We start from the raw sequence: 13,381 nt of genomic DNA, 5'->3' as shown, positions 1-13,381 counted from the left end.
CTTCCTTCCATGAAGAAATTGATCCTGATTCTATTAACTTCCTTGATTTTGTTCCAGTGCAAAAAAACACCTACGATTGAAGTCGGTCAAAATGTATTTATTTCTGCTACAGTTCTCAATGCCCGGAAAACTCCCACACTAGACGGAGAGAAGGTAGGGAAATTAAAACTGGGAGATCAGGTTAAGGTTCTAGAGCGTTCGGAAAAGGATGCGGAAATTGATGGAATTTCTGCCTATTGGTACCGTGTGCAATCGCAAACAATCACCGGTTGGGTGTTTGGTGGGTATCTTTCCATTACCAAAGTGGAATCTCGGGATGCGATGATTGCGGCTGTCCAAGGAAATTTTGTTTTTTGTACGATACCTGACCGATTGGATTGTTCTCATACATTAGAGTTTGATGGAGAAAGTTTCGTTTACCGCGAGTTCAATCAATACTCAGGCATTAGTGAAAAATTAGAGGGAGTTTTTGATGTGTATTCCGACCATTTGGTTCTGGATACAAAATCAAGATTGGTTCGGCCTTCTATTTTCATCCAATTCCCACAAACAGAGGAAGAAAGAACCGCTTACAACAATGCTTATTTTGGATATTCAGATTCGGATGAACATCTGGTATCTCTTAGCACATACCCAGTTGCGGGAAAACTGGATTTGTATTTTTATGTTTGCAACGACAAACTCTCGTTACTAAAAGAGAAAAAAGAAAGTGATGCGGCTTGTAAAAGTGAATATGCTTTTACAAAATCTTCTTACTTTTCTCCTTAAAGGTTTCGTTTCTTAACATCGTATTTGTCCTATGAGTGTTTGGATTTTTCCAATCCAAAATTCTTTTTTTAGATTCGGCAGGAAGTTTTTCTAAGAACTCCTGCCATTTACTTTCCTCCAAAACAGAATAAAATCCCGGCAAATATTGTATCTTTGTATCTTTTGGTAAAAAGGTTTTATAATCTTCGGCAGACACTCCATACGCGATTCTGTATATGGGGCGATTTTTATGTTTTTCTTCCGGTAAAAAATGAAAAGCATCTCCCGCTTTATGATAACAAATAAAATAATCAAATCCTTGGTGGACAATGATCAGTGTATCTTTGGGAAACTGGAACAAAGGAAGTAAAATTGAATATAGTTTATAATCTTGGTTATTGAATTCTTTCCCTCGGTTCATCGTAAAATACTGGTAAGGAAGAATCAAAACACAGAGTAGGGTGACCATCCATTTTGATTTGATTTTGGTCAAACTAGGAAGCAGAAGGATGGTTCCTGGAATAAAAATCAAAAGGAACATTCGAAAGGGAAAACTAAAGGCCGTATAACTAAAGATAGGAAGCGATAGTAAAAAAAACAAAACAAAGAGTTTGTCATAAAACGATTTTTGAAAATTCTTTAGTTTGGATCTAGTGAGTAAATAAATCCATGGTGATAGAAAAAATAAAATTTGTTCTAAGGCAAATTCTGGATAAAGTTTGGTATATTGATAGAAGGGGGATAATATTTTAAAATTTAAATCTTCTAATAATATTGTTTTGATGTCGTTCCAATGGAGGATGTTGGGAAAAACAAAGGTGAATCCTAAGAGTAGAAAAGGAATCGCAACAAACAAATACATTCCATATTTTTTTTGAAATTGGATTTGTTTCCAGATCCAAGGCAAAAGAAAACAAAGAGAAATCCCTGCAGTGATTTTATGACTTAGAAATACCAAACCAAAAATGAAAACAAGTCGAATGTAGTTTATCAGTTTCTTTTGGTTTTCCTTTTTTTCCAAAATCAAAATTTCCGTTAAAAATAGAATAAAAAATAAAATTCCCCCTAAGTTTTTGATAAAGTTAAAACTAAAATGAGGGAGAAAGGAAGAAGAAACAAAGATAAGCCCAAAAAGGATGGATGTGAAAACTTGGTTTGTTAAATGGAAGGCCAACCGGTAACTAGCCAGAAATAAAAATCCAACCAGTAAAGAAACAAACACTTTGTTCGTAACAACAATATTGTTTCCTAATTTTGAAAAATAAACAAGTCCATATAAAATGGGGGATACGTCTGGGCTAAAGAATCTTCCTTTCGTAACATAAGAATTCACTTGGGCAGCGTAGTAGTATCCATCTGCCCCAAAAGCAAAAGACGAACTCAATTGGACTATGAGTTGAAACGCAACTAGGAATATAAAAAATCCTAGTAATACAACTTTCTTTTTATAATCGGTAATCATCGGAAGAACAAAGAATGAGTTCACCATTTCCCTCTGGTTCTAAGAAGACTTGCACATTCGAAAATCCATTTTTTGTTGTTTGTTGGAAATGTAATTTGTTTCGTTTGATGGGACTTGGGCTTTTGATACGAAAAGTAAGTTCAGATGTTTTTAAATCCCAAGAAAAAAGTAAAGGGAATGGATGTGTATTTTTGATCCGTAAATCCTTTGTAGGATACACCACAGAAGCATCGGTTCCGAGTGGGGTGAATCTGGTTTCTTCAGTATATAAATCACGACTGTGGGGGAACCGTTCTAAAATTTTGAGACCAAGTTCTAACGAGAGATAGTAAATGATCCCCGACAATTGACAAAGACCACCGGCTACTTCAGAACTTACCTGCCCACCTCGAATCACACGGCCTTCCGTATAACCTTTACCTATTGTTGGGTTACCGATTTCATTCCAAAATGAAAAGATTCTACCTGGATATAATACACGTTCATTTAATTGGTTGATGGCAATCTGAAGGTTCCGAAGTTTCCCTTCCTTCATAGGTGATTGTAATATAGGGAGTGTGTGTGTCGTTTCATCAGACCAAATGAATTTACTTTTTGGTACCGGCTTTAATCCAAAGAAAAAATAATCTCCTTTTAGGATGGCACAGATCCATCTTAGAAAGACTTTTATTTTTAGTTTCATGGATGGAATCAAAGTTAGATGTTAATCCAAAGAATCCAAAAAAACTTCTGTGAAACTTCGATCAGGATTCATGATATAAGTACCTTGGTAGGGGTGGGGAGGGTTACCACCCCAATCTTTTGGAGAAAGGAGGGAAAAATAGGATCCACTTTCTTTTTCATACAAGTGGATGGTTTGGCCCGGTTTTTTTTCAAACTGGCAACGAGCTTTGTGTAGTTCTATATCTTTTTCTGCACGTTTTAGAATCAGTTCAGCTTCTTCTTTCAAACGACGGATTTGGTTTGCAATGACTTCTAATTTTCCATGTAAATGCAGTTGTACTGATTCTTCTGCAAGTTCGATTTCTTTGGCACGATCCACAAGACTGATACTTGGTGCAAGTCTACTAGTACCATAAGTAAGACTATGATGAGGAGTTCCTTCAGTTTCCATTCTAGGGATTAGACAATCGTCAATTTATAAATTTGCAATGAATTTCCAAATTAGGATTGGGGGTTGGTTAGAAAAAGGCTCTCCTAAATTAACTTAGGAAAGCCGAAGGCCAAGGTTTTTGACGATCTTTATCTTTACGATAGCGGTTGGTAACTCACAACCATAGCCTTAGATTTGATTTCCTTAGGCATGGAAGTTTTGGAAAGTGCTTTGGAAAGACTTCCCTTGTCTTTGGATTTTCCCATTTGAACCACGAAGAATTCATTTTTTACTACAATAAAGGTTTTTGCTGGCAGCTTACCATGGTTATCCGATTTTAGTTGAGATAAAAATGTTTCCGCTGACTGTCTACTAGTGAAAGCAGCTAGTTGCACTGTAAATTGTTTTCCTTCTTGTTTAGATGATGTAACAACTTGTTGGTTTGATTTCGCCGTTTTTGTTTGTTTCGAAGTTTGCGGCAAATTTTTGAAACTTTCAGTTTTGTTTGAAACCACTCGTTTTTCTACACGTTTGGTTAAATCCACAACTTGTTGTTTTTTCTCCTCTTCTTCGTCTTTGGCTGTAGAAGTTTCTACAAAGTAAGGATTGTTTCCAATGTCTGCCATGGGGATCTCTTGGGAGAGGTTCGTTTGTTCTTTTGTTTTGGTCCCTTGTACAAACGAAGAGGCTGCGTTTGTTCCAACGGCTGTATCAGATCCATTCACTGCGGTGGGAGCTGGAATCGATTGCTCGGTAACCTCTGTGTTTGTCGGCTGTGTTTCCATTGCCTTCGCACGAGTTAGGTTTTCTTCCGTTTTCCCTTTCCCAACGGAAACTCCTAAAAAGAAAATCGAGAAAAATAAGGCAAAAAGAAAGAGGGATAAAACTCCAATTCTTTGTTTATCTAAGTTGATTACGTAAAATACTCTTTCTTTCATTTGTTAATCCTTTGTTTGATTTCCTGATAGATGATGACAATTTGTTCTTTTAGGTTCTCCCTTTGATTATCGTTCGTTACGATAAAATCAGAGAGAGACTTTTTTTTCTCTAAATCCATTTGGGAAAGATTTCTTTTTTTAAAGTCTTCTAAATCCATCCCTCCGCGTGACTGAACACGTTCCCATGCCACATCGGTGCTCACGGAAACAGTCACGGTAAAATCGCAGATGGTATGCGCATCTGTTTCGAATAGAAGGGGCACTTCCCAAGCAATGATACTTCCTGCTTTTCTCGAACCTAGAAATTCGAGGAAAGTTTTACGAATCAGCGGGTGGAGTAGTTCATTCATAGCATTTAGCTTTGATTTGTCGGAAAACGCTAATTCTGCAATTTTGGCCCGAATAGGAGTTCCGTTTTCATCTAAGATAGATGTTCCAAAAATGTTTACGAGTTCTGGTAAAATTGGGCTGTTTGGTTCTGTGAATCCGCGTGCGATGGAGTCAGAACTAATGGTTTCTGCCCCTAACTCACCAAACATAGCAAGTACAGTGGATTTTCCTGATCCAATGGATCCGGTAATTCCAATCAGAGTTTTGTTGTTATGTTTTGGACTCACGGGTTTATAACATAAAAAACCCGTGAAAGTACAAGTATTTTTTTGTTCTAAATTAGAAAAAAAATACTAAAGTATTTTTGGTGAATTGTTCGGTTGTTAAGGTTTGTTTAACCAGTCTTGTACGAGTTTGGCGGACAATTTTGGATCTTCAATCATGGGTGCATGGCCCATATTTTCCAGGAGAACCGTTTCTAGTTTTGTTTTCATTTTCTTTTTTAGAACATCCATGACTGTATAATGGATGACCTTGTCTTCTTTTCCCCAAATCACAATTGTAGGAGCTTGGATTTCCGTTAGTTTTTCTTCTAAAAAATAACCTTCTTTTCTGATTTGTTTGAGGATAGAAGCATTCCAATCTCTGTTAGCAAAACTTTTATTAGCAAAATATGATTTTAGGAAAGAAGGTAGATAGGGTGGTTTGACAAAGGTAAATGCGAGAAGCCGATCAAAGTCTTCGGGGCTTGTGACAAGAAGTGGGCTTGGTTTTCCTTGCATATCGATGAGTTGCATTTCACTCGGAGTGGGGCTTTTGACCCCGGCGTTATCAAATAGGATGAGTGATTTTACTTTATTGGGATATTTGGCCGCAAAGATTCCAGCAATTCCTCCCCCCATCGAATTCCCTGCGATATGAAATTCTTTTAGGCCAAGTGATTCGGTAAAATGATACAGTCTATCAGCTTGGGCTTCTTGTGTGTAGTTCAGTCCTTCTGGTTTATCCGATTCTCCAAATCCAGGAAGGTCTGGGGCAATCACCCGGATTCCATTGGGAAGATGTCTCGAAAACCGAGTCCAATGGTCTTTATCGCCACCAAATCCATGTACCACGACTAAGGTTTCTGCGGATCCGGGTTTTTCTGTATACTTCCAGTGAAGACCGTCAACTAAAACAGATTTGGATTCTAAATCCGATCTGTATCTTTCTAAGCTAATTCCTGTTTTGTGAAGGTATGACGCACAACCAACGAATAAAAATGCCGATAGGATGGTGGTCGCAAATGGTTTCCTAAACTTCTTCATGTGTCCTCGCAAAAATTATAAAGGTTCGTTGACAGAGGGATCTGGAAAAATACCTTGGTCGTAACCGAAGGCCCTGTAGCTCAGTCGGTAGAGCAGAGGACTGAAAATCCTCGTGTCGGCAGTTCGATTCTGTCCGGGGCCACGGTTGCCTAATTTCCCGCCTTTCTCTCTTCTCCCATAGACCAAAGTCCCAAAAATTCATTCTCCTCTACCTTCTTACAAAGTTCTGGTTTATAGAGTTTTTTTACCGGTGGCTTCGGATAAATGTGAATTTCGTCATTGTCTGGGATAAAGGTAAGCATTCGTAAAATAGTATCTTGGCCTTCAATTTCATACATGGTGTAGGACATTCCTTTAGATGGAATGATTTGAGAAGTTTCCAAATACTTGCGTGTGTTTTCTGACATAGTAGAGACCTTGTTTCTCATTCTTTAACTTGCAACTAAAAACTTAGATTTAAGATTTTCGCTTTTTTAAGAATAACCTAGAGAACTGAATCAGTTTTTCTCTAATTTTAGGTGAAAATCCAACGGAAACATTCAATCGAAAGTGTCTGTCCCAATGTTTGGAAAGTCCGAAAAGAGATCCTGGGGCAATGGCCATTCCTATTTTTTTGGATTCGCTGAGTAATTTGTCACCATCTAACGGTGATTCAATCCATAGTACAAATCCTCCATCTGGTTTTTGGATTTCCAATCTCCCTTCGCTATGAAAGGATAATAGTTCAATATATTCCTTTGTAAGTTTTTGATATTCTGAACGTAAAAACTTGAGATGCCTTTCAAAGGTTTGTAGTTTTAAAAATTGAAGGACTGCCATTTGAGTGGGATTGTTTTCGGAAATTTTATAGGCTCTGGTTCTTTTGCTTAATTCACGAATTCCTGTTTTGGATGCCACCCAACCAATCCTAAGACCAGGGGCCAGTGTTTTTGAAAAGGAAGAACAAAGGTAAGATTTTGGGCCTTTTAGTTCTTGGGGGAAATAACTCACTAGTGGTTTGGGCCTTGTCCCACTAAAATAAAGATCTCCGTATATATCATCTTCTACCAGATGGATTCCATACAAATAAGATATTTTTGCTAAACTTTGTTTGGAAAATTCACTCATTAAAATTCCGTTCGGATTGTTGAAGTTAGCAGCAAATAAAAATACCTTTGGTTTATGACGTTTGATTAATTTTTCGTATTCATCTCCAGAGATCCCTTCTTCTTTTCTATACGGAATCTCTACTACTTTGAGTTTAAGGGTTTCTAAAATCTGAAATAAACCAACGTAAATGGGTGAGGGGACAATGACTGTATCTCCAGGTTCAGTGACACTGAGTAAGGCAAAGGTTATAGATTCTGTGCATCCACTTGTGATTTGGATTTGTTCTGAATTGACGCGGTAACCTTGGATGGAAGTCCTTTTGTGAATCCATTCCCGAAGCCCTGCGTTTCCTTGTAAGTCTCCATAGGAAAATATTTCTTTGTATTGGAGTGCTTTTTTAAAAGAAGAAACGATCCCTCCCAGTGGTAGATAAAAATCCGATGGAATGGCCGCTCCAAAGGAAATCAATTTGGGATCCATAACCGTTCGCATGATTTGTTGGATCCTATCATCAGCTTCCACTGCCGGATAAAATTCATTTTGTGGCCCTGAGATGAGGGAACTAATATTCGGATGTACAAAGTATCCAGATTGAGGTACAACATAAATATACCCTTCTTCTTCTAAAATCCTATAAGCTTCCTTCGCAGTGGTGAGACTACATGATTTTAAATCCTGAATTTCACGAAGAGAAGGGATCCTTTCTTTTTCAGAATAATATCCTGACTTAATTTCTTTTTTTAGGTCTAGGGCTAGTTGTTTGTACTTTGTCATGGGATAACTGTATACTAATAGATATATATAACTGTATATGGACAGTTTTGATTCTTTTTGTTATTCTATTACTATGGAAACGGAACTGCCAACTATTTTTTCAGCGAAACGAACTTCTTTTGTGAGAACTTCTGTCATTCGCGAAATTTTAAAATTAACGGTAGAAAATTCTAACATCCTTTCCTTTGCCGGGGGACTTCCGAACCCTGATTTATTCCCAAAAGATGTTTTCAGTTCTGTGATGGAGTCTGTGGTTCGCGAGAATATTTCCACTGCTTTTCAATACGGAGATTCGTCTGGATATGAGGCTCTAAGAACCCAAATTGCAGAAAAATTAACGGATGTCTCTTGGGTGTCATCTAGGTCGATTACCATCACCCATGGTTCTCAACAGGGTCTTGATATTTTAGGAAAGATTTTTATGGATTCCGATACCAATGTGTTATTGGAAGACCCTGTATATTTGGGTGCATTACAAGCATTCTCTCCTTATCATCCCAATTTTTTTAGTGTTCCTATGGAACCTGATGGCCCTAATCTTTATTGGTTAGAAGAAATTTTATCTCAAAACAAAATCCATGTTTTTTATGCAAACCCGTCTTACCAAAATCCATCAACTTATACTTGGTCTTTGGAAAAAAGAATCAAAATTGCAAACTTACTAGATACAAAGGAAATTATTCTCATTGAAGATGAGGCGTATCGGTATTTAGATTTTGAGGGTAAAGTATATCCTTCTGTGAGTTCGTTTCGTAAGAGAAATGACCTAACGTTTGTTCTGGGAAGTTTTTCTAAAATCTTATCACCTGGTTTTCGTTTGGGTTGGGTGGTAGTTCCCGATTTGTATCGAAATTTGTTTACTGCAGTCAAACAAGGAAACGATTTAAATTCGAATCAATTTTCACAAGTAGTAGTCTCCAAACTTTTGAAAACGATGGATTTTGATGTCCATTTACATTCCATCCAAAGTTTTTACAAGGGCCAAAAAGAGAGTTTGGTTTCTTTGCTTGGCAAATACCTTCCTGAAGTAAAGTTTTCTCTTCCAGAAGGTGGGATGTTCCTTTGGGTTGAATATCCGAAAGGAACATCGAAGGAACTTATGGAGCATTGTCTAAAAAATGGTGTGGCCATGGTTCCTGGAACGGAGTTTTCTCCCGCCAGTCGCTCTTCTTCTTTCTTTCGTATGAACTTTAGTTTTTTAACAAAGGATGTTATGGAGATTGGGGTGAAACGAATCGCAGATGTGTATCGCGACATAAATACATGACGTTTGTTTAGTATTTTTTTCTTGACACTACTATTCGTTTGTTTACTACTTAGGTATGAAGCCCGCAGTCACCAAAGCTTTGTATCCTAAGTTCTCCATTTTGAGTTTGGATGAAAAACTAGAAATTCTGAAAGAAGATCCAACATTTCGCCTTCTCGTAGACCAGATCTATCAAAACTATAAGGAAAACAGATCTACAGTCATTCTTTGATTTGCCTAGAGGGAGGATGACTACTTCTATGGAAACAAAGTAGGTAATCATGAATTTAGATCTAAATCCCCAAGAAACAAAACACCTTTTGAATGCACTTGCTGTATTCGAATGGGTGAGCAATTCTCCTCACGAAGAAACAGATCCTTCTGTGGACGAATTCATCCAATCCATTTTAAAAAAACTTTCTTCTTCCCCTGAAAGCCCCATCGTTTCTGAAAATGGACTTTATACCATTTCAGAAGAATACTTCCAAGAAGTATTCGAGTCTTATATTGAACCTTATAACGATGATATTTTTTGGACAGACCTTTCCACTGAACTTGCACAAAGAGATTTAGAACAAAAAGTATCGGTTAAAGATTTAGAAGCACTTTCACCAGAAGATTATGAAGTTAAGGTAGCAAAGGAAGCAGAAAAGTATGATGCAGAATTTGAAAAGAACGGCGTAGACAATCTTTACTTAAAAAAATAGAAAGGGAATTTGTTATACTTTAGTTTTTTCCCATTCCACTAGAACCATCGTTTGGTCATCCTCTTGTTCTTCTTTCCCTTGGAAAAGGAAGAGTTGGATGACCAGTTCCGCAAGCACTCTTTCTGATTCCTTTCCTTGGAAATCACCGAGGATTTTTTGGATCCTTTCCATTCCAAACTCTTCTCGCGAATCGTTTTTTTGTTCTAACATCCCATCCGTAAAAAGTAAAATCCTATCTCCCATAGACATTTGAAATTGTTTTTGTGTATAGGGTTGGTCTTTTTTTAAACCAATGATATTTCCCGTTCTTTCCAAAATGATTTGTTCCCCGTTTGTTTGGAAAATTTGGCTTGGATGACCCGCTGACGAGTAGTAGACGGTTTTTGTTTTTGTATCAATATCCAATAAAAATCCAGAGAATACAATTTTTAGACCAGAAAATTTGTTTTGAATCTTTTGGTTGAGGTGGTTCATCAAATCATCTGTTTTGGTGATAAACCGTTTGATGGCCTCGTATTCGGATTTGATGGCCATGGTATAAAGTGCTGCTTGGATTCCGTGTCCCGTTGCATCAGCGACAAAAAAACGAACGGTTCCATTATCCAACTCGAAGATATCATAAAAATCTCCACCGACTTCTTCTTGTGGTTGGAAATATAAATGAATTTTTAAATGTTCAAATTTGATTCCATCCTCAGGGAGAATCTTTTGTTGGATTTTTTTGGCAAGGAGGAGATCTTTTTTGATTCGATTCAAAGAAGAATTCAATTGATAAGTTCTTTCTGAAACAATTTGTTCCAAATTTTCTGTTACCGCTAAAAGCGATTCATTACTGATCTTTAAACTTTCCGCGAGTTCCTCTGCTCGGATAAATGCATTGGCAATCCTACTAGAAAGAATGAGAGATTGGATGAAAATAAAACAAAGTAGGGCATAGGGAGTGAGTCCAATCCCCCGGTTATTGACACTGTGCCGTAAAATATCAAAGGCTACAGAAAAAGCTAAAACCAGAAGCCCCAAAAAGAATAATTTAGAATTGGGACGTTTGTTGATTACCGCTTTTAAATTGATATGAATCACATACCCAATTGTCAAAAATGCTAAAACTTGAAATCCATATAATAAAATGGTAAAGACAGATATAGGAAGAAAAAGTGTGAGTGCAAAAACCGTACTGGCTAGCAGTGCAGAACGTACGTATTTTGGGTTGGATTCTTCCGGGAAAAGAGAATAGATAAATAATAAAAAGGTTGGTACTGCAAAATAATAAGAAGCAAATTCAATCCGAAATGCTGTTGGCCAATGAAAGTTGGGAAATACTTCGAGGATATACCTTTCTCCGGTAAAGGCCAATCGAATCCCAAGTAGAAAACAAAAGAGGGCAAAGTAAAAAATGGAAGTTTCTTTTCTTTTGTAAAAGTACAATCCAAAATGATAAAGACCAATGAGAACAAGTGCGCCGAGTAAAAAAAGTTCACGAGCATTGGAGAGCATTTTCTCTCGATCCAATGCATTTTTATTTCCTATACTGGGAATGGCCCAAAATCCACCAAAGTTATTATCATAGTTGGCAATATGAAATACAAGTTCGATGACTTCCTTGTCAGGAATGAGGGTATAGTATTTGGATTTGATCCTAGGTGTATCATCAAATTTGTTGATCCCTGGTTTTCCTTGGCCACCAATCAAAATTCCATTGGCAAAAAATCGATAGGAGGAGGCAATATCAGGAATATAAATTCTTAATTCTTGACCAACGGTTTGTTTGCTAATATAAACAAATGCTCGTAAGGTGACGTGGCCTGTCCTTGGTAACTCAACCCCACCAAATTCTTCATCTTGCCAGGAACTAGGAATGGGCAAATACCCAGTGAGAGTTTTTTCTCCATGGAAGGGAGGGTAGTGGAATTCCCCAAAATACAATTCCCACTCTCCATAAAGATCCACAATGGTATCCTCTTTGAAAGTGAGGTCGCTAATGTCCAGAACCCCTTGTCGGAACTGATAAGGTTCTTCCTGTTTGGGGCTAAGACAGCCAATTTGTAAAAACAGGAGAGAAAGAACTCCCGTAAGTAGAATTCGTTTTCGCATATACGGATTTTAGTTTTTTCTTTGTACAGGAAAGGACTAATTTCGTCCAGAATATCCTATCACATCCATAAAAGCAGAAACAGAAAATACCGCCTTACCTGGTCCTGGTTCTCCGTATCCCGGAGGAGTGGGGAGACCATACTGTTCAAAGGTTTCTTTCCAAGCCCTGAGGAGTTCACAGAAATAAACAAGAGGTGGACCTGCTTGTTGGCCAAGAGTTGTATAAGGCTCTGGACACCATGCGGTAAATCTCGGAACAATTCCTTTGGACATAAAGAAATCTAAACCTTGTTTTGTGGAATTGATTGCTTCGGCGACCGTTTTAAAACCCCAAGGTTCAGAAAGTTCCACTCCACCCACAAAGTTAGGAATTACATTTTCAGGCCCAAACACTTCCGCAGAATCCACAACCCGACGAATCCAATTTTCATAACCAATCCAACTGGACTTTCCCGGACAAATTTTTTCAAAGAGTGCTTTGTCCCAAACTTCGTAGTTCGGATGATAAATTTGAATTCCTGCATCTTTGAACTTTTGGCAATCTTCCTTCTCGAAGGCTTGGGCGACTAGTTTGCCCATCCAACGTTTCGGAAACCTTGCTTCTATGGCTTCTGGGTATTGGAGGTAAAAATCCACTTCTGATTTTTTCTTTAAATTGGTAAGAACTGAACCACCTGTAATGGTATATACTTTTGCAATTTGGTCTTCGGCATCCACCCAAGATAAAACTTCTAAAATATCCTCTACATCTTTCACCCCAGTATAAGGTCTACCTGCTCCTTTTTGTTGGCGGTAGTTGTGGTTGATGTCACAATAGGCACATTCTTCATCTTTTCCAAAGTATTGGCAGTTTCGAAAGACCGTCAGATACAAAAGGTAACCCCATTCAATGACAGGAGCCACTTCCCCTGGTAACTTACCCGATTTGGTTTTGTGTCTGTACCAAGAAGGAATGGGTGGGTACTCAGCACTTCCAATCTCTGTTTCTTCTAAATACAAAGTAGGGATTCCTTCCTTTGATTTCATTTTGTAAGGGGAATTAGGATTGTTCCTTGTGGAAATCACCGTCTTTAAAAGACCAAAGTGGCCTCCAGAGATTTTGATTTCTTCGGGGGCTTTGGTGTCGGCCCCATCTTTTAAGTCAGCAAGGGGGATATGGTCGAAAGAAAAGATGAAATAATCTTTGGATTTATAGGGATCTTTGACTACAAAGGATTCTGGTAAAAAATGAATGCCCTGCCTGAGGATGTCTTGTTTGACAATGGCTTCCATGGGTAGGTCTTTATACATCCTCTCCATTTCTTCTAGGAGTTTGATGGAGGAGGCGGGTCTTTGGTTCAGTGTAGAGGTTTCAGCCATAATTGGAGTTTTTTTCTTCCTGTATCTTAGACAAAGCGATTTTCCAAAGGAAAACCCCTCTTTTCCCTTGAAAATGGCAGGTTTCAGGGAAAAATGCTGAATATTCGTTTACAAATCTGGTCACTAAATTATTTTTTTTCCGAACTAATGAAATTTTTTTCATTCTAGAAAAAAATACAAAAAAGCTGGGAATTTTTCAATACCCGGTTTGTTGATTAAAGTGACGAAAGTTGAATTT

General features: G+C 37.8%; 14 protein-coding genes and 1 tRNA gene. 5 read left to right on the top strand and 10 right to left on the bottom strand.

Annotated features, from left to right (window positions below; all coding sequences use genetic code 11):
• The first annotated feature begins 9 nt into the window (after positions 1-9).
• A complete protein-coding gene (locus EHQ16_RS17955; RefSeq protein ID WP_135632559.1) occupies positions 10-768 on the top strand; it encodes an SH3 domain-containing protein in 759 nt (252 codons plus the stop codon).
• Here the strand turns inward: EHQ16_RS17955 and EHQ16_RS17950 are convergent.
• The 6 genes from EHQ16_RS17950 to EHQ16_RS17925 form a co-directional block, all read right to left on the bottom strand.
• The gene (locus EHQ16_RS17950; protein WP_135632557.1) at positions 740-2,236 is read right to left on the bottom strand and encodes a hypothetical protein; all 1,497 of its coding nucleotides are present in this window, start codon (positions 2,234-2,236) and stop codon (positions 740-742) included. The genes EHQ16_RS17955 and EHQ16_RS17950 overlap by 29 nt on opposite strands.
• Positions 2,193-2,891: a VanW family protein gene (locus EHQ16_RS17945; protein WP_341867438.1), complete on the bottom strand. Its 699-nt coding sequence runs from the start codon at positions 2,889-2,891 to the stop codon at positions 2,193-2,195. The genes EHQ16_RS17950 and EHQ16_RS17945 overlap by 44 nt, the downstream gene beginning before the upstream one ends.
• Before the next feature lie 21 nt (positions 2,892-2,912).
• Positions 2,913-3,323 (bottom strand): DUF2452 domain-containing protein, encoded by a 411-nt coding sequence (locus EHQ16_RS17940; protein ID WP_135632553.1) that lies wholly within the window; start codon positions 3,321-3,323, stop codon positions 2,913-2,915.
• A 134-nt stretch (positions 3,324-3,457) separates the two neighbouring features.
• A complete protein-coding gene (locus tag EHQ16_RS17935; RefSeq protein ID WP_135632551.1) occupies positions 3,458-4,240 on the bottom strand; it encodes an SPOR domain-containing protein in 783 nt (260 codons plus the stop codon).
• Complete coding sequence (coaE, locus tag EHQ16_RS17930; RefSeq protein ID WP_135632549.1) at positions 4,237-4,857, bottom strand: dephospho-CoA kinase; 621 nt, start codon at positions 4,855-4,857, stop codon at positions 4,237-4,239. Before coaE ends, EHQ16_RS17935 begins: the two co-directional genes overlap by 4 nt.
• A 96-nt stretch (positions 4,858-4,953) precedes the next feature.
• On the bottom strand, positions 4,954-5,877 hold the full coding sequence (locus EHQ16_RS17925) for an alpha/beta fold hydrolase (RefSeq protein ID WP_135632547.1): 924 nt from the start codon (positions 5,875-5,877) through the stop codon (positions 4,954-4,956).
• A gap of 69 nt (positions 5,878-5,946) precedes the next feature.
• On the opposite strand from EHQ16_RS17925, the gene EHQ16_RS17920 reads away from it, so the two are divergent.
• Positions 5,947-6,019, top strand: a tRNA-Phe gene (locus EHQ16_RS17920).
• A gap of 7 nt (positions 6,020-6,026) precedes the next feature.
• Here the strand turns inward: EHQ16_RS17920 and EHQ16_RS17915 are convergent.
• Positions 6,027-6,284, bottom strand: coding sequence for a hypothetical protein (locus EHQ16_RS17915; protein ID WP_100790281.1), 258 nt, complete (start codon positions 6,282-6,284; stop codon positions 6,027-6,029).
• A 49-nt stretch (positions 6,285-6,333) separates the two neighbouring features.
• Positions 6,334-7,740, bottom strand: a complete 1,407-nt coding sequence (locus tag EHQ16_RS17910) for an aminotransferase-like domain-containing protein (RefSeq protein WP_135632545.1) — start codon at positions 7,738-7,740, stop codon at positions 6,334-6,336.
• 73 nt (positions 7,741-7,813) lie between these two features.
• Between EHQ16_RS17910 and EHQ16_RS17905 the strand changes: the two genes are divergently transcribed.
• Genes EHQ16_RS17905 through EHQ16_RS17900 form a run of 3 tightly spaced genes read left to right on the top strand, consistent with a single transcriptional unit; the run spans position 7,814 to position 9,693 of the window.
• Entirely contained in the window at positions 7,814-9,007 is a 1,194-nt protein-coding gene (locus EHQ16_RS17905) for an aminotransferase-like domain-containing protein (RefSeq protein WP_135632988.1), read from the top strand.
• 55 nt (positions 9,008-9,062) lie between these two features.
• Positions 9,063-9,218 carry a hypothetical protein gene (locus EHQ16_RS19525; RefSeq protein ID WP_167482678.1) on the top strand — a complete coding sequence of 52 codons (156 nt, stop codon included), beginning with the start codon at positions 9,063-9,065 and terminating at the stop codon, positions 9,216-9,218.
• A gap of 49 nt (positions 9,219-9,267) precedes the next feature.
• A complete protein-coding gene (locus EHQ16_RS17900) occupies positions 9,268-9,693 on the top strand; it encodes a hypothetical protein (RefSeq protein ID WP_135632543.1) in 426 nt (141 codons plus the stop codon).
• Between the two features lie 12 nt (positions 9,694-9,705).
• Here the strand turns inward: EHQ16_RS17900 and EHQ16_RS17895 are convergent, their stop codons facing one another.
• Positions 9,706-11,784 (bottom strand): PP2C family protein-serine/threonine phosphatase, encoded by a 2,079-nt coding sequence (locus EHQ16_RS17895; protein ID WP_135632541.1) that lies wholly within the window; start codon positions 11,782-11,784, stop codon positions 9,706-9,708.
• Between the two features lie 36 nt (positions 11,785-11,820).
• Complete coding sequence (locus EHQ16_RS17890; RefSeq protein ID WP_135632539.1) at positions 11,821-13,143, bottom strand: radical SAM protein; 1,323 nt, start codon at positions 13,141-13,143, stop codon at positions 11,821-11,823.
• Positions 13,144-13,381: the final 238 nt, after the last annotated feature.

The organism is Leptospira kanakyensis, assembly GCF_004769235.1.
GTDB lineage: Bacteria > Spirochaetota > Leptospiria > Leptospirales > Leptospiraceae > Leptospira_A > Leptospira_A kanakyensis.
This window is presented reverse-complemented; position numbering and strand designations above follow the sequence as displayed.